Below are 16,975 nucleotides of genomic sequence, written 5' to 3'. Positions count from 1 at the left end.
ATGTTAAAAAATAAGAATTTATTTCAGATTAAGTTAACATATCATGTAATTATACAATTGCTTATTCCTATTTTTAGCTTATTAATAATTAAGCAAAGCTACGGGGGTTCTAGAATTCCTGATGGTGCAAGTATTTATAAAGTCCAAGGTAAAACTATTAATAACCGTTCTTTAACTGTTAGACGTGAAGGTTCTAGTAGAAGCATAAGGAATTACGTTCCAGGAATATCAGAAGTGCTGACATATAGAGATGTTCTTGGTATACCTGCTAATAAAAACCTAATAGCTACTTTAGATTTTCTATTTCAGCAAGATAATGAATGGAACTCTTCTGGTTATAGAGTAAGCACTCTTCCAAAACCAACACCATCTGAATATAGATTTCCCTGTAGAGTTAGCGGAGGAACATTTACACTAGGTTGGCGGGATGCAGGAGAAAATATTGATCGAGGATGTGCATCAGGGGTAAGAATAGGAACTAGTTCTGTGAAAAGCTCTCTATTACCTTTTTTAAATATTTTTAATTCTGCATCAATGACTAAATCAGTTAAGCAAACTGAAACTGCTAATGACGATTCCGTACTCTACTGTGGTGCTAACTCAAAATCTGGTTTTTTTGTAACTGACTCAAATATTACAGATGATAGTTGTCAGCAAACTATCGAAAAATGTGTGTCAGAAAACGGAGGAAGTGAGTGTACTCTTGCAAGTATGGGCGAATGGAATTTCAACGATCTAGAATTAAACGCGGAATTATTATGCTCAAAAGGGCCAATTAGACGGCATTCTAATGGCTCTGAAATGAGCAATTTACTAGATGATTTAACAAAATGGGTTATATCTCAAGAATTAAGTGACTGTGCTTTTAATGTTTATACGCCAAGAGAACAAATTATTAGACCAGGTAATGGACAAACTCTAATTCGAGGAATTGATACTGGAAGTGATATTTTTATTGATGTCTTACTAGGAACAATTTACATTACATCAATTAACAACACTTTGGGAATTCCCATAAAAGCAGGGCAAAGATATTCTGTAGCAAACAATGCAACCGCAAATATAGATCCTAAGCAGATTGCTAAATCTACTGAAATTCAAAGTTTTTTAGACCCAAAACAATCTATTGCTCCTAATCTTCCAGCGAATATTAGAGAGGAAATAGCAACTCAAATAGCTAACAATCGGACTGCTTTGAAACTACCTCCAATAGCTCCTTTTTCAAGCTACTATTTACGAGTTATTAGTGGCTCTGGTAGTATTAAAAACAGTAATGTGGCTGCGGTTTCTGTAGGAACGAGCGTCAGTGAAGTTGCTGGAGGTTACGATCCATCTACTCGCGAACTAATTCTAGATATCGCAGGTAGGCAGGTAGGTATAGTTTTAAGTGCGCCTTTAAATGAAAATCTAACTATTCCATTTAAGGTTATTGGAGTTAAACCAAGAATAAGTGGCGAACCCTCTGTTTCAAAATTTCCTAAATTAGTCGAAAATGTTTTGGGAGTTTTAGGAGTTGAAGGTGGAGGAACCTTAAAAAAACAAGGGAACAAAATTCAAGGGAGTTTTACTGTAGAAGGAAAATCTTCCATAGGAAAATTTATTATTGGAGGTGATAACTCAGTGTTTGAACCATCTTCTCCACTTACAGAAAGTACAGGGCTAGTAAGTGGTACTTTTTCATTAAATGTGCAAATTGGAACCTCATCTAACCTCCCTGTTAAAAGTATCTATTTGAGTAATTGAATTATTTCATATCCTTGCTAATTTTAAACGTGAAAATTGCACAACATAGTAATCACAATTTAGTTAGCTGACAGTTTTGGCATTGTATAGTAAATGCTAAAACTGTTGATGCAGAATAGATAGGTGCTAGTATTCAGAACAATAACGCTTAATAACCTTCAAGCCAACCCTATGCCAGACTCAGAAAAACCAAAGCAAGTCAACAATAATCTACAGAATGTCCAATTTGGTGGCGGGTTGATTAATGCTGACACGGTGAACGCTGGGCAAATAGGTGGGAATGTTTACAATATTCACTTTGGGCAGCAGCAAGTAACATCAGATAATATTTCCCTGTCACCGCAACGAAAACAGCAATCGCAGCAAGAACGAAACTCGCTGGAGAAAGCATACGTACTGCAAAGCCAAAGAGTTGACAGAATAAGAAAGGCATGGGTGATTGAGACAGACCCATCACGGAAGTTTCAATACGAACAACAACTTCAGGCTGAAGAATGTACATTGCAGGAGCTTGCTGGCAAGTTGGATGCAATGGAACAATATCTGCAAGCTAATGATTTTCCTCAGACTAAAGAGGAAGATAAGCACGAACAATCACCAAAGAAACAAGAAACAGAAACAGCTAAATATGAGAAAGAAATCTTCATCTCCTATGCTTGGGGTGGAGATAGCGAAACCTATGTAAATCACTTAGACGAAGTTTTACAATCTAAAGGTATCGCCATCATTCGAGATAAACGAGACTTGGGTTACAAAGGACTAATCAAAGCTTTCATGGAAAAGATTGGACGCGGAAAATGCGTCATTGCTGTGATTAGTGATAAGTATTTAAAATCGCCAAACTGTATGTTTGAATTGGTGCAAATTGCTAAGAATGGTGATTTTTATGACCGAATTTTTCCAATTATGTTACCAGATGTCCAAATTTATAACCCGATTGAAAGAATTAAATATATTAAATATTGGGAAGACCAAATTAAAGAATTAGACAAAGCGATGAAAGGTGTTTCCGCCGCTAATTTACAAGGATTTAGAGAAGAAATAGATTTATACACCGAAATTCGTCATACCATTGCTGAACTCACCAACCTGCTCAGAGACATGAATACACTAACTCCAGATATTCACAGTGAGTCAGATTTTGACGAATTATCAAAGGCGATCGCACGACGTTTAGATGAGTAAGAATAGACAATCGACGAGTTGAATGGCGAGATAGTTAACTCAGAACAAATAGGTGGTAATATTCACAACAACGCTTAAACCTGCCCAAACCGACCCATGCACGACTCACAAGACCCAAAGCAAGTCTCCAGTAGTGACTTACGCAATGCCCAGTTTGGCGGTGGGTTGATTAATGCTGAGTCTGTGAATGCGGGGCGAATTGGCGGCGACATCTACAACATTCACCTTGGGCAGCAGACGGCGGTATCAGGTAGTTCAGTCCAATCACAGAATCAAAGAGAGCGATTGCTTTCTGAAAGAGACTCAATTGAAAAGGCTTACACCCTTCAAAGCCAAAAAGTTGCAAATCTACGAACAGCGTTGGTTATTGAAACAGATGTATCCCGCAAGTTCCAATATGAACACCAGCTTCAGTCAGAGGAACGCACATTGAAGGAACTTGGTGGCAAGTTGGATGCAATTGAACAACAATTGCAAGCTTTTGAAGATTCTTGTTATGTTGTAATTAATCAGGTTAGAGCAGCAGATAGAAAAATATTGAAAGAGGAAAATAAACCTCCTCAAATACCTCGTATTACTCAAATCAAAATTGATAACTTAAAGCATGATTTAAACAAACTAGCAAAAGATTATGATGATGTAGCGAATAAAAAAAGAAGAGAAAGTAACCCTCAAGAGCAAAATAACTTGCAACTACAGCTTAATGATATCACCAACCAAATGGAGGTTATCGAACAACAGCTTAAAGAGTCAGACTCAGAGTCAGAGTTAGAGTATAAGTATGAGTAGAATCAGAACAATCCGCCTCGAAACTCTCAATCAGGATTTAGAGAAGCTGGAGAATGATTATAAAGCTGTAGCCGATAAAAAGAGAAGAGAAAGTAACCCTCAAGAACAAAACAACTTGCAATTACAGCTTGATGATATTGCCAAAAGAATAAATGCTATTGAGAAAGAAATGAATCAGCTTCAGCAGCCAGAACAGGGAGAAAATAATATTCAAATTTTACTAATTTTATTAATTCCCTATGAAGATAAAATATCAAATTGTGTTAAGAGGATATATCAGACTTGTTCTCCCGATGACTGGCAAAATCCACTACCAGATAAGCTAGAAGGGATTTTGGTAGAACTCAAAAAAATGCCGCAAGGAGAATCGAAATATACGGTTATTGAAAAATTCATAGCTCGGTTAGTCATAGATTCCGAAATACCTCAGTCACTTTCTGAGCAATTAAAGATATGGGCTAAGAGTAATATCAATGGATATTCAGAACTTTTAAAGTTAATTTCAACTCAAATCCAAGAGTTAACAAATAAAACACCTTATCTGATTGTTGCTATACGTCGAAGCGAGCAAGATTCTCTGACTAATCCTAATAAAGAAGATTGTTACTTTCTTAATGCTTGGCTGATTCCTGACGCGAATACTTATAACTCTCAAAATAATTCAGGTTGTAAACAGCTTTTTTATCCCAAAAATGTCATCGAAACAAAACAATCAAAACTTAAAAACAAAGAAACTTTAACTTTGAAGCAAATCCCCCAAGCTATAAATATTTTTCTCAATCAAATTGGAGAATATTCTTCATCTAAACTAATAATTGAGATATTTCTACCCCTTGAGTTAATCAACGAAGCAGTTGATTGTTGGGAAATAGAGAATGAATTTGGGCTTGAAGAAATAAAGTTAAATAGGGACTACAAGGTTGTAGTGCGCTCAACTGAAAGATTGCTCCCAACTTATAGTCGTTATAAAGGATTTTGGCAAGAAAAATGGCAAACATTACAAAAGATAATTAAAACATCAGTGCTTAGTGCTTTTGTGTTATGGAATGATGACGATTTAAAGAAGTTATCTATTGAATTAAGAAAGGAAAATGCCATCGGGATTAAATTACAACAAACTCCTATAAAAACTGGGAAAGGAAGTGTTTTTGCAGTAATCTTAAGTACGGCTACTCCAGTTGCATTATGGTTGAGATGTCATCTACCAGAGTGCAACCACCAAGTCGATGGATTACTAGAATGTTGTATCGAGGAACTGACTGAAGCAATAGCACAGAAACGCCTAGAAGCACTTCTAGAGCCGGAAAATAGCCACATCGGTCATCATCTTTCCTTATTATGGGAAGACCCTTATCGCTTACCTCCCAGTATTGATTACTCTATGTAATTTACTCGATGTAACATTTATGAGTGACTGGAAAATTTTTCAAGGTGATAATTGCACTCCCCATGATGGGGTTGATCGGTTGCCAAAAGCACCAAGCTGGCGTAAATTTAGCGATGATAGCAATGATTCTGAAAGTAATGCCGAAAAGAAAAAGCGCGGTGCTAGTTTTCAAGTTCGCTCTCAAGAGGTTGAGTTAGTCAATGCAGCACTGTATCTACGACGACCTTTACTGGTAACGGGGAAACCAGGTACGGGAAAAACATCCCTAGCCCATGCTGTTGCCTATCAGTTAAATTTAGGAGAGGTTTTGTACTGGCCTATCACAACTCGTACAACCCTCAAAGATGGACTTTATTCCTATGATGCGATCGCTCGTCTCCAGGATACCTCACAACAAGGTTCAAATAATCTAGATCAAGTCAAGGAAATTGGCAAATATATTCAACTTGGCTCATTAGGAACAGCTTTACTACCATCGAATCGACCTAGAGCCTTACTAATTGACGAGATTGATAAAAGCGATATTGACTTACCCAATGATTTATTGCATGTGTTTGAAGAAGGGCAATTTGAAATCCCTGAACTGATTCGGATTGCAGAAAAGTTGGAAACTGTAGAGGTACAAACTGCTTATAAAGATAAAACAGAGCATACTTACAAACATATTAGAGCTACCGTTAAGCAAGGACGGATACAATGCACTGCTTTTCCCTTCGTTATCCTTACCAGTAATGGAGAGCGCGATTTCCCCCCAGCATTTTTACGTCGCTGTCTTCGTTTAAATATCAAAGAACCCGATGAATCTGAGTTAGAGAAAATTGTTGCAGCTCATTTGGGTAATGATGAAAATGTAACTGCACAAGCTAAGTTATTAATAAACGAATTTCTAAAAAAGCGTAAAGAAGGAGATTTAGCAACCGACCAATTACTTAATGCAATTTACTTAATGACTCGCAGAAACGCACCTATAGGTGAAGAAAAGGATGAATTAGTCAAGCAATTGTTAAAAATCCTTAACAGTTCAGAAGATAGATGATAAAGTAGATGACTAATTCTTTGGGTATTGCTTCTCTATCTGCTTTGTTAAAACAGCTTCAACTTGAATTAGATGGAGAAGAAATTGCAGACCTCCTCTGGTTGGCAGTTCAGATGGGTGAGGTTGAAATAACTCCTGTCACAGAACCATCACTTAAAGAAACCCAGGCTGAAATTGAAGAAACAGAGATTAAACAAACTACTGAGTTATTAACACCACCACTATCTCCGAATCTTGAGCCTAGACAACCTCAAGCATACGCCTATCTACCGCCTCGAGCTGATCATAAAACTCAGTCACAAAACGCACCAGAAGGTATTCCATTTAAAGCTCCCACCGCTCCGGGATTGCGTAATCCTCTGGGTTTAGCAAGGGCATTGCGTCCACTAATGCGTAAGGTATCTTCTCAAACTAAAAAGATTTTAGACGAAGAAGAAACTGTAACACAATTTGCCGAAAATAGAATTTTGATACCAGTACTAAAACCAGCACCCGAACGTTGGTTAGACCTAGCTTTAGTAGTTGAAAAATCTCGTTCGATAGTAATTTGGCAAGAAATAATAACCGAGTTTCAAAAACTTACTGAACTCCAAGGTGCTTTTCGGTCTGTTTCTACTTGGAGTTTGCAAACTGATGAAAAAGGCGAAATTAAACTTTTTTGCCAGCAAAATCTTTCCCAAAATCACCAGAATTCCCGCAGTCCCAAGGAATTATTAGACTCAGGAGGTAGGCGTTTAGTATTATTAGCTAGCGATTGTACTTCTGATATATGGCATCGGGGTAAAATTCACGACCTTTTAAAGCTTTGGTCTAATTCTGGACCCGTGGCGATTCTCCAACTATTCCCTGAACGGTTGTGGATGAGAACTGGTATGGGTTTTGGTTATCCAGTACAATTAAATGCACTAGCACCTGGTGTTCCTAACACAAAGCTTCAAATTGATGGGTTGCCTGTTTGGGAAGATGTAGATATAAATAAAGCTATTACTTTACCTGTAATTACACTAGAGCCTGATTCTTTGCAACAATGGTCGCGGGTAGTATCTGGGCTAGGAAGTACGCAAACAACAGGTGTTTTATTAGATACTTCTTTAATTCCTGAACAATCACAATTACCAATAGATAAAAAAGATACAAAAGATACCAGTAAATTATCCGCAGCCGAATTGGTAAATCGGTTTCGAGCAACTGCATCCCCAACAGCTAGACGTTTAGCTGGTTTAATGGCAACAGTTCCCGTGAGTTTGCCTGTAGTTCATCTGATTCAGGAAACTTTGTTAAAGGACTCTATGCAGGTGCATCTGGCTGAAGTCTTTATGAGCGGTCTTTTGAAGCCAGTCGCAGGTGATAATACATCTCTCAAAGGGGAAATTGTTAATTATAAATTTGTTGAACAAGTTCGGGAGTTATTAATTGATTCCGTTCCCACACCGGATGTGGATACAGTTTTGGAGGTAGTATCTCAGTATATTGCTCGCAAAGCTGGTATATCGATTAAAAATTTTGCAGCCCTGTTATCCCCTGATGCTAACTGGAATGAAAAAATCCAAGAGGAGATTATACCCTTTGCTGAGGTTGCTTCCCAGGTTTTACGTCGTTTAGGTGGAGAATATGCAGCTTTAGCAGAACAATTAGAGCAAAAACCTTCTAAGTACCTAAAAAGTCGAGAATTTGACAATTTTCCACCCCTTCAAACCTTTAATTTTGAAATTGCTAATGTCGCTATTGAGGATCAGGGAATAGAGGATGAGCCAGAATTAGCTATTAACCTCCAACCCTTTGAATTTGAACTAGCTAGCATCGAACTGAAAAAATCAGGCTTTTTCCAACACAATACGGAATTAATAATCAACCGTCATCGTCAGCAAGCTTATGGTTTTGCTGAAGATTTAGGGAATGGAATAGTACTGGAGATGATACAAATTCCCGGTGGTAGTTTTACAATGGGGGCACCAAAAACGGAGAAATATAGTAGGGACTCGGAACGTCCGCAACGCGAAGTCACAGTTCCCACTTTCTTCATGAGTAAGTACCCTATAACCCAAGCACAGTGGCGAGCTGTCGCTTCTATAGCTAAGGAAAAAGGACAACTAAAGCCTGAACCATCCTATTTCAAAGGTGCAAATCGACCTGTAGAGAGAATTTCTTGGCACGATGCAGTTGAGTTTTGCTCCCGTCTCTCCCATCATATAGGTAAAAGCTACCGCCTACCCAGTGAGGCAGAATGGGAATATGCCTGTCGTGCTGGAACAACAACACCATTCCATTTTGGCGAAACAATCACATCAGAGTTCGGCAACTATAATGCTAACGATACTTATGGTGCTGGTGTGAAAGGAACGTATCGAGAAGAAACAACAGAAGTGGGCAGATTTGGAGTAGCAAACGCCTTTGGATTATACGATATGCACGGAAACGTATGGGAATGGTGTTTTGATGATTGGCACAACAATTATGAAGGTGCGCCAATAGATGGTAGTACTTGGTTGGATAAGTATACAAGGAGAGAAAAAAATGATCCCCTGTGGTATGGAGGAAGCACTGTGCTGCGGGGCGGTTCCTGGTATAACATTCCTTCATACTGCCGTTCTGCATCCCGTTACGTCAGCAATAGGGGGTTGAATAACATCTTGACCAACATTGTTGGTTTTCGGATTGTCTGCGCGGTCGGGAGAATTATTTAGTAGCTCTTTATACTTTATTTTCCCATTTACACTTGTTCTTTTTTTCTATTTTTTAGCGGAGCAATCTAATTTTTTTTGAGAAATACATTGTTTACCGTGATAATTTTTCTAAAATCTAGGGAAACACATTATATTTTGTAAGCAATATCCAATTACAAACAAAATTAAGCAATTAGTAATAAATGCCCAAAATAGTTATAACCCGGACACAGAAAACAAGCAAATACTATGTAGAAGACTTAGGCAATGGAATTGAGCTAGATATGGTGTTGATTCCTGGCGGTAGCTTCATGATGGGTTCACCAGAAGATGAACTAGGGCGTAGTGAGAATGAAAGCCCTCAGCATTTAGTAAACATCAAGCAATTTTGCATAGGTAAATATCCTGTCACCCAAGCACAGTGGAGAGCAATAGTAGGACTACCACAGGTAAACATTGAGCTAGAAGCTGACCCATCGAATTCCAAAGGGCATAAACGACCTGTAGAGCAAATTTCCTGGTACGATGCGGTTGAGTTTTGCAATCGCCTTGCTGCCCATACAAAAAGACAGTATGCCCTCCCTAGTGAAGCCGAATGGGAATATGCTTGTCGTGCTGGAACGACTACTCCTTTCCATTTTGGCGAAACAATTACGTCAGAATTAGCAAACTACAGAGCCAATAAAGTTTATGGACAAGGTGTAAAAGGAAGGTACACAGCGGTGACTACACCTGTGGGCAATTTTGAAGTAGCTAACGACTTTGGGCTATACGATATGCACGGAAATGTATGGGAATGGTGTCTGGATGATTGGCACGATAACTATAAAGGAGCGCCCACAGATGGCAGTGCTTGGTTTGATAATATTTCTCAGAAAAAAAGCAGAGGTGCCGTGCTGCGAGGCGGTTCCTGGCTCAACAATCCTGAAATGTGCCGTTCCGCGTCCCGCGATTTCAAGCTCAACCCAGATAGCTTCAGCTACAATTTTGGTTTTCGTATAGTCTGCGCGATTGAAAGGATTATTCGGTAGCCTTTTTTTATACCTTAGTTTTTTGCCCTTTACTCTTGTTTTTTATTCTTGTTGAGTGATTTGCTGTCGGTTCAATCTAAATTTTTTTGAAATAAAGGGTGGGTAGCTTGCAAAGTGCAAACCGAACAGTTGCTCAACTCTACAACAGCAGATTCCTGTCCTTGGTGAATGCGCTCGCTATTTACCTCAATCAATCAACCAACACCCCATCCACAATCGCAATCCCCCACTGCGGAAACTTCACCAGCAATTTCTTGATCACAATCTGCAAAGCCGGATCATCCTGCCAACACTCTTGCAAGAACTCAAACTCCGGATTCTCGCCCGAATTCGTTGCAACCTTGAGTTTCTGCATACGTTCTGGTCGCATATTTGACCTCGCAACAATCGCCTCATGCGACCATTTTTCAGTTTGTGACACGGGCGGCGCAGAACTTTCGCTTTCTTGATCCGCTTTCACTTCAACACCAAAGACTTGGTTTTCTCCCGATAAGGAAGCAGATTCACCCTGTTCTACTTGCCCCGGTGTTTGATTAGCGATCGCAGAATTTAGAGATTTTTCATTTTGAGCAACGGGCGTGGCGGAAAAATCGCCTCCATGACAGTCTCTCGGTTCAACACCACAATTCTGGTTTTCAGCCAGCAATGGAGCAGATTCACCCTGTACAGCTTCCACAAGCGTTAGCGATGTACAGTCATTCGCCGTAGGCGAGTCTTCCTCCTCTTCCATGCTTTAGATATAAAGAGTTTATATTTTGCCTAAAATAGAGATTACGGAGAAAATGTTTGTATATTTATAACAAATCATAAATATACGCTGAGTTTACGGTATGTTTCCCATATCTAAATCTAAAAAAATGTTATAAAGTATAAATTAATTAGTGCAATATTCAAAAATTACATACAGAATCTATAAAATTTGTTAATATAGAAATCAAATTTAATTTTTAAAAATCAAAGTCTCCAACTCCCGATATTTTAGATAGACCATGATTCTTGTTGTTTACGAATGATTTAGAATTGCTATATAATACCTACCTAGATATGAGTCAGCCCAAAATATTTTTTTATTGTTATAATACTGTATTAAAGTATTAAAATTAATGTATTAAAATTTTTAAGTTACTGAAAATATGAAATTAGAAGCAATTAATATACAAAGTTTTAGAAGTATTCAAGAGGTAACTCTTGAAGATTGCGGTGGTTTTAATGTTATTGTTGGAAAAAATAATGTAGGGAAATCCAATATTCTTATAGCTATAAATGCATTCTTTAAATCACTAAATAAAGATAATTATATTGTACTCAATCCATCACTTAATCAAACTATTGATCACTATAAAAATTTGCTTGATGTACCTATTAAAATTACGATGTTTTTTCAGCTTCTACTTGCTGAAAGAGATAACTTAATTCAAAATATCGTTTCGGAATCACCACAAGTAAAAAATTCAGTTGAGGGAATTGATCCAGAATTAAGATTGGGCGTTACTTTGGAAGTAATGACTTCGCCTGAAGCATTTGCATACGTTCAAAGAATAGTACTATGTAAACCTGGTTTTTTATTAACCCCTGAGAAAGGAGCGGTTCGCACTATTCTTGAAATCAATTCTGAAGCTGCTAAAGAATTAGTGAGTAAAGCAAAGCGCGTACAAGACTTGGAAAATGAAATTGAACAGATTAAAGTTTTTGTTACTGAGAGGTTTAGACGTTTAGATGAAGATGATTGGAAGCGTCTTAAATCTAATCCACCTAATTTTACAGAACGGTTTATCTTTTCATTGCCAAGCCGAATGGTTCGTAGTTTGAAACCATCAAGCACTTTATTAACTAAACTTGAGGAACTCATCGAGTCTAGCGAGTCAAAAAATGATTGCATAGATGCTATTTCTTCTTTAGCAGAGAGTATGCAAAAAGAAGAAATTAGCTTACGCTCAGAACCAATCCTACACAGAATTGATAGTTTTTCAGGAAAAGAATCTTCTGTCCCAACTTATGCACTTAATTTACTAAAAGAAATTAGTAAAATGAATGTTTTGTATCTTACTGAACGACGAGAGCCAATAGGAAAACGTGAAGCTGCACAATTGCTTGAGCTTAAAGTTACACGAGGAGGTCCAGAAAAACTCCGTGCAATTCAAGATACTGTATCAGCCCTTTTAGGAGTCGATATTGATGCCTTTCGAGCAGTAAAGACAATGCCAGGAGAAGAGCCAGAAGCAGAACTTGATGTAGATCAATTTCTTGTTCAAGTTAATGGCGCTGGAATTCGTGAGGCATTAAGATTAATCTTAGATTATGAACTTAACCGTCCTAATATACTTCTTGTCGAAGAGCCTGAGATACATCTGCATCCTGCTCTGGAGACAAGCATGATGAGATATTTAAAGACGATTGGAAAAGACTGCCAAATTTTTATCACAACTCACTCTACCAACTTTTTAGATACAGGAGAAATGCGTAATGTTTATCTTGCATCTCGTGAGAATTCAACAACTATTCAACTTATTAATGCGGAGGAAGCAGAGAATAGTATTCCACGGGAGCTTGGCATTAGACTAAGCTCTCTTTTTATGTTTGACAGACTAGTTTTTGTTGAAGGTCCAAGTGATGAAGATGTAATCCGTGAGTGGGCTTCTATCTTAGGCATAAATCTAGCACAAGCGAGTGTGGGATTTGTACCTATGGGTGGTGTAAGAAACTTAGCTCACTTTGCAACAGAAGCAACAATTAATTTTCTTAGTAAAAGACGCGTATCAGTATTTTTTATTTTAGATCGTGACGAGCGTGAGGAGGATGAAGTCAAACGTCTCTTTACTCAGCTTGGAGATAAAGCAAAATTAGTAGTTTTAAAAAAACGTGAACTTGAGAATTATCTTTTATCTCCAAGTGCTATCGCTAAATTTATTGAGCTTAAATATCAACTTACAGGAGGAAAAGAGGACAAAATTGTTGATCTAACTAAAATAGAGGAAGCTATTGAAACGTGTGCTGATGCATTAAAGTATGTTGCTATAGAACGACGAGTTGCAAAAATTACTTGTCTTCCTATTTATCCAAACCGCAATGCTGTTCTAAACTCTGATTCTGGAATTTCCTTATTTGAAAGATTAAAAGATGAGTATGCTTCTCAAAAGGAGAAGTTGACGCAATTAGAGAAGGGATTACAAACAATAATTGAAGAGCAGACTAAACTAGTAGAAAACTCTTGGGAGACTAAAAAGAAAAATTTAGTCCCAGGCGATATTTTATTAGATAATTTATGTAAGTTATTCGATGTACGCTTCAATAAGGAAAGAGACTCTGCGAGACTAGCATCATTAATGAAAGAAAGTGAAATTGACTCAGAGATTAAAAATATACTTAAAAGCTTTACAGAACCTGTACCAATCATTTAATCTATAGTTAAGTTTATATATAGTTCAGGCAAGTATAAAAAATCCAACTTTACGATAAACTTCTGTGATTTACATAATGATTACTACTCGTTCCAATAAATCATCACCCCATCTACATACTCAATAACCCCCTGCGGAAATTTAGACAACAGTTTTTTAATTACAATCTGCTTTCGCTGGATCATCCCAACACGAGAGCAAATACTTGAAACCTGAGTTTTTTCTAAAATCGCTCCAAATTCAGTTTTTCAATCAACACCAGATGCAATCCCAACCGCGCAACAATAGTCATAGCAGACTCATTTGCTCAACAATACGTGTTTCTGCACGGGATGGCTTTAACTCTTCTGTTGCTAGCTGCCCCACTGGGGCTAAAACCTCTGACTGAGTATCCCGAACCAAAACCCATGAAGGCATCTTGATATCTTGCTGATTATTCTTACCTCTTGCCTTTGCAGCCATAGCCACTGACGGAATTAGGCGCTCACGGTAAAACTTCTCCTGCAACCCGGACAATACACCAAGCACACCCAACTCTGACCACACACCTAAGTCTTCTCCATTGAGGCTAACTTGGTAGTATCCGCACTCTAAGCGATCGCATTTTACAGGATACCCCAACTCATGACATTTCTCGATCAGACTCAATACTTGGGGCGGGTATGTCGCTGGGAGTATGATTTTTTGTCCACAATTTGTGGACATTTTCTGCTTCGTAACAGTTCCTAACCCAACTTCCCCGCCCCAAAGTTTAGGCAGATACCGTTGGATAACTTCACGTCCAACTTGATGCCGATGGCAAAAATCGCCAGTTTTTTCGTAGCAGCACAATGTCATGTCATGTGAGTTTTGCTGCTGTTTTGCAACCCAAATATCAATCAGCTGCTGCCTACAAAGCAAAATTTCATGGAATTGGCGGGTGTATTCTTGTTCAGCATTAGTATCTGACGCTGAAGACTTCCACCATTTCAGTAGCTCTGGTGTTGGAGCAAATAAAGGTAAATGCTTGCCTTGAAAGCTTTTTGGAGGATATAGAGAGATGGAAACGGCTTCACCTCTGATTTCTCCTGCATAGTAAGAGGTAAAAATAGTCACTCCTTTTTCTCCTGATTAACTACCTCTTGACATATAAGCTGGTGGAAGCTATATTCACCCGGAATATCTTGACAATTCCAAGTTTGTACGTATTTGTTCTGCCTGTAGTATTTCATAAGACACTTTTGTTTTGAGCTTGCTGCTTAAAAGTCAACCCATTTGATATCAACCACTCGCCCTGACACAATCACGAGTTCGCATTGATTAGCAGGATCGCAGGCCCAATCAATTGCGGTTTGCCTCAATACGTCACTGCCACAATTAAGATATTTCCTCATGTCTTGTAGTACAGCTTCTTCATCTAAAACTGGAGGCTGAACTATAACGGCGATCGCAGTCAACTTAGAAGAGGCAAGGGGCAGAGAGCTATTTGCGGGAGTTGTGTGGGAGGCAATATCTTCCCACCCTCCCACCTCTTCCTCTGCTTCTCCCACAGGAGCCTTTTCACTCAACTGCTCTACTTTCTCAACTTTCAAAGCCTCGATAGCTGTTTTTGCCGTTTCTAGAACGGATGCAACAGGTGATTTTTTGCGACTTGGCAGAACATGAGGTGTGAAGTTCGCCCAAAATTCCCTGTCTGACTGTTTTGGTGTATTCAAGTAAGCCCCAGGATTAATGCAACCAAATTCATCTTTGGGTGGCTCTTGAGAAATTAGAGTAGGCAAGGCATAGTCTGCTACTTGCTCTACCATTTTGGTTAACGTGGGTGTTTGTGTTACACGTACTTCTTGAGGTAATGGTATTGCTGCTCTGGCTTGAAGCGCTATCTGTTCCTCATCTTGGGTGGTGTCTAGCCCGTTTTGCTTGCGGGTTTGGATGTTGACAACGCGATGAATGAAAGTCGATTGATACCATTCCCACTCAATCGCTAAGTTAGTCAGTTCATTGCGGAAGTGTTTCAGTACCTTGGCTTTGTTTGCGTGTAAGTCCCCGCCATACTCCTTCATCCACCGAGTAGCGAGGGCGGTTTGAAATTCTGCATCAAGCTTGCCCTCTTCATTACGCCACGGGCCATCTGGTAGCCAATCCCAAATCACATCGTTGGGCTTTTTGCGTTGATTTTTCAAAAATGGGTCGGGCAGTGGCGGCGGAACATTTGCCTTCATGAGAGACTGACTTGTTGATTGCGTAGTCTCAAATTTTTTTGGCAACAAAGTGGAGAAACTTGAATTGGGTTCTTCTTGGACTTGAAATCCAAATTCTCTTTTTTCTTTTCTTTCTTGTGAGTCGATGTCAGTTTGAGAGGGATTAAGGGAGAGATCCCTTAAAGGGAGATCCTTAATTGGTAATTCCTTAATGGTAATTCCTTCGTCTACCAAATCAGGTAGGGGTACTCCTACCATTTCAGGTACCACTACCCCTGCCTGATTTGGTACCACACCCCTACCTGATTTGGTATTACTACCCCCACCTAATTTGGTACTACCTGATTTACCACCAGTGATTTGTTGTCTGATTTTTTCTAGATGTTTTGATGCCATCCATTGGGAATGATGGGTGATTTCATAAATTGTGGTTTTCCCTTTTCGTTCTTGGGCTATTTTGATAAACCTAGCCGCAATCAGGATTTGTAGGGTTTTCCTGACAGTCTTTTCATTCATTAAACAGATTGCTGCCATGTTAGGAATTGACTCAAAACATCCGTCTTTCCCTGCTCGTCTAACTATGTGTCCATACAAACGATACTCTTGAGGATTAAGCCCATAGTCATCTAGAAACGACGGAACGACTATTGCAAAATCACTGCGATTGCTTACAACAGAATTACTCATTTTCCCCTCTATGCTTTGTTCTCATCCTTCATTGGGTTTTGAGCATGAAAATATTGACGGTGCAGACTTAATACTTCACCGAGTTAGAACCCTGAACTATTTGTGAATATGCTTCCTTAAAAACTACTTCGCATTTTGTTTAGTGCCGAGCGGTCGCTTTATCTTTTGAATTGCTGGAAAAGACTTGATCTAAAATACTTTCAGGGTATAAACCCACATAGCCGAACCTTGGGTCATGTATCTGTTCTACTTCTACCCCCTGCTTGCGGCATAACGCGCTAGCTTTCTTTCCCTTGCTGCCAGCTTGTGAGAGTGATATCTCAAGCCCTCGAAGTTTAGCAAAACCCATAACGCTGTACTTGTGACCACATGGGCTATTGAATCGATCTTGCTCAACTTCAACCGCTTTTAGTCTTGCCAGTACTTCGTTTTGACGGCGTTCTTGTTCCAATAGCCTTTGCTCTTGTTCTGCCATCTGTTGGGCCATTGCAGCAAGGATTTGAATCTGGGTCATGGTTCCTGGGGGAACCGAGTATCCACCTGTCTTACGAATAGAGGGCAGGACTTCATGAAACACCCAGTACTGGAAACGTTTGGCAACTGGCTTACGGGACTTAAATACAAGACGATAAAGCCCTGGTTCATTGACAGTCAACATTTCTTGATCACCACCAAGGGTACGAACATTCTTCGTACCCTTTTCGGATGGCTCCAAAGTCTCTAGTGCTTTACTTGTATCCCTTAATTGCAAACAAGCACACACATCAGCAGCTACCCATTCTGGTTTTTCTGCTGTACCAACAAATCTAACTTCTTGAGACTCAAACCTAAAAACTGATAGGTTAGACATAGCTATTCCTTTTTTCAGGGTTTAGT

Annotated in this window: 12 protein-coding genes; 8 read left to right on the top strand and 4 right to left on the bottom strand. The window is 39.0% G+C overall.

The window, feature by feature from the left end:
* The 7 genes from CDG77_RS10520 (at position 1) to CDG77_RS10490 (ending at position 9,834) form a co-directional block, all read left to right on the top strand.
* Positions 1–1,743: a hypothetical protein gene (locus tag CDG77_RS10520; RefSeq protein WP_094329327.1), complete on the top strand. Its 1,743-nt coding sequence runs from the start codon at positions 1–3 to the stop codon at positions 1,741–1,743.
* A 171-nt stretch (positions 1,744–1,914) separates the two neighbouring features.
* Positions 1,915–2,928 (top strand): toll/interleukin-1 receptor domain-containing protein, encoded by a 1,014-nt coding sequence (locus tag CDG77_RS37485; RefSeq protein ID WP_223269773.1) that lies wholly within the window; start codon positions 1,915–1,917, stop codon positions 2,926–2,928.
* A gap of 96 nt (positions 2,929–3,024) precedes the next feature.
* A complete protein-coding gene (locus tag CDG77_RS10510; protein WP_094329326.1) occupies positions 3,025–3,717 on the top strand; it encodes a hypothetical protein in 693 nt (230 codons plus the stop codon).
* Positions 3,710–5,104, top strand: a complete 1,395-nt coding sequence (locus CDG77_RS10505) for a VMAP-C domain-containing protein (RefSeq protein WP_094329325.1) — start codon at positions 3,710–3,712, stop codon at positions 5,102–5,104. The genes CDG77_RS10510 and CDG77_RS10505 overlap by 8 nt, the downstream gene beginning before the upstream one ends.
* Positions 5,105–5,123: 19 nt before the next feature.
* Positions 5,124–6,140 carry an AAA family ATPase gene (locus CDG77_RS10500; protein WP_094329324.1) on the top strand — a complete coding sequence of 339 codons (1,017 nt, stop codon included), beginning with the start codon at positions 5,124–5,126 and terminating at the stop codon, positions 6,138–6,140.
* 8 nt (positions 6,141–6,148) lie between these two features.
* Positions 6,149–8,824, top strand: coding sequence for a formylglycine-generating enzyme family protein (locus CDG77_RS10495; protein ID WP_094329323.1), 2,676 nt, complete (start codon positions 6,149–6,151; stop codon positions 8,822–8,824).
* Between the two features lie 182 nt (positions 8,825–9,006).
* A complete protein-coding gene (locus CDG77_RS10490) occupies positions 9,007–9,834 on the top strand; it encodes a formylglycine-generating enzyme family protein (RefSeq protein ID WP_094329322.1) in 828 nt (275 codons plus the stop codon).
* A 190-nt stretch (positions 9,835–10,024) separates the two neighbouring features.
* On the opposite strand, the gene CDG77_RS10485 is transcribed toward CDG77_RS10490, so the two are convergent.
* Positions 10,025–10,510: a hypothetical protein gene (locus tag CDG77_RS10485; protein ID WP_223269772.1), complete on the bottom strand. Its 486-nt coding sequence runs from the start codon at positions 10,508–10,510 to the stop codon at positions 10,025–10,027.
* Positions 10,511–10,967: 457 nt separating this feature from the next.
* Between CDG77_RS10485 and CDG77_RS10480 the strand changes: the two genes are divergently transcribed.
* The gene (locus CDG77_RS10480; protein WP_094329320.1) at positions 10,968–13,232 is read left to right on the top strand and encodes an AAA family ATPase; all 2,265 of its coding nucleotides are present in this window, start codon (positions 10,968–10,970) and stop codon (positions 13,230–13,232) included.
* A gap of 288 nt (positions 13,233–13,520) precedes the next feature.
* On the opposite strand, the gene CDG77_RS37480 is transcribed toward CDG77_RS10480, so the two are convergent.
* The 3 genes from CDG77_RS37480 to CDG77_RS37470 all read right to left on the bottom strand — a co-directional run bounded on the left by CDG77_RS37480 (position 13,521) and on the right by CDG77_RS37470 (position 16,949).
* Positions 13,521–14,327, bottom strand: a complete 807-nt coding sequence (locus tag CDG77_RS37480; RefSeq protein WP_223269771.1) for a DUF488 domain-containing protein — start codon at positions 14,325–14,327, stop codon at positions 13,521–13,523.
* A gap of 143 nt (positions 14,328–14,470) precedes the next feature.
* On the bottom strand, positions 14,471–16,099 hold the full coding sequence (locus tag CDG77_RS37475; protein WP_223269770.1) for a helix-turn-helix domain-containing protein: 1,629 nt from the start codon (positions 16,097–16,099) through the stop codon (positions 14,471–14,473).
* A 139-nt stretch (positions 16,100–16,238) separates the two neighbouring features.
* Positions 16,239–16,949: a BRO-N domain-containing protein gene (locus CDG77_RS37470; RefSeq protein WP_223269769.1), complete on the bottom strand. Its 711-nt coding sequence runs from the start codon at positions 16,947–16,949 to the stop codon at positions 16,239–16,241.
* Positions 16,950–16,975: the final 26 nt, after the last annotated feature.

It is taken from the genome of Nostoc sp. 'Peltigera membranacea cyanobiont' 213 (assembly GCF_002245975.1).
GTDB lineage: Bacteria > Cyanobacteriota > Cyanobacteriia > Cyanobacteriales > Nostocaceae > Nostoc.
This window is presented reverse-complemented; position numbering and strand designations above follow the sequence as displayed.

Coding starts and splice junctions, on each gene's coding strand:
- CDG77_RS10480 (WP_094329320.1), top strand. CDS start 10,968: ATGAAATTAGAAGCAATTAATATACAAAGTTTTAGAAGTATTCAAGAG.
- CDG77_RS10510 (WP_094329326.1), top strand. CDS start 3,025: ATGCACGACTCACAAGACCCAAAGCAAGTCTCCAGTAGTGACTTACGC.
- CDG77_RS10495 (WP_094329323.1), top strand. CDS start 6,149: ATGACTAATTCTTTGGGTATTGCTTCTCTATCTGCTTTGTTAAAACAG.
- CDG77_RS10505 (WP_094329325.1), top strand. CDS start 3,710: ATGAGTAGAATCAGAACAATCCGCCTCGAAACTCTCAATCAGGATTTA.
- CDG77_RS10490 (WP_094329322.1), top strand. CDS start 9,007: ATGCCCAAAATAGTTATAACCCGGACACAGAAAACAAGCAAATACTAT.
- CDG77_RS37485 (WP_223269773.1), top strand. CDS start 1,915: ATGCCAGACTCAGAAAAACCAAAGCAAGTCAACAATAATCTACAGAAT.
- CDG77_RS10500 (WP_094329324.1), top strand. CDS start 5,124: ATGAGTGACTGGAAAATTTTTCAAGGTGATAATTGCACTCCCCATGAT.
- CDG77_RS10520 (WP_094329327.1), top strand. CDS start 1: ATGTTAAAAAATAAGAATTTATTTCAGATTAAGTTAACATATCATGTA.
- CDG77_RS37470 (WP_223269769.1), bottom strand. CDS start 16,949: ATGTCTAACCTATCAGTTTTTAGGTTTGAGTCTCAAGAAGTTAGATTT.
- CDG77_RS37475 (WP_223269770.1), bottom strand. CDS start 16,099: ATGAGTAATTCTGTTGTAAGCAATCGCAGTGATTTTGCAATAGTCGTT.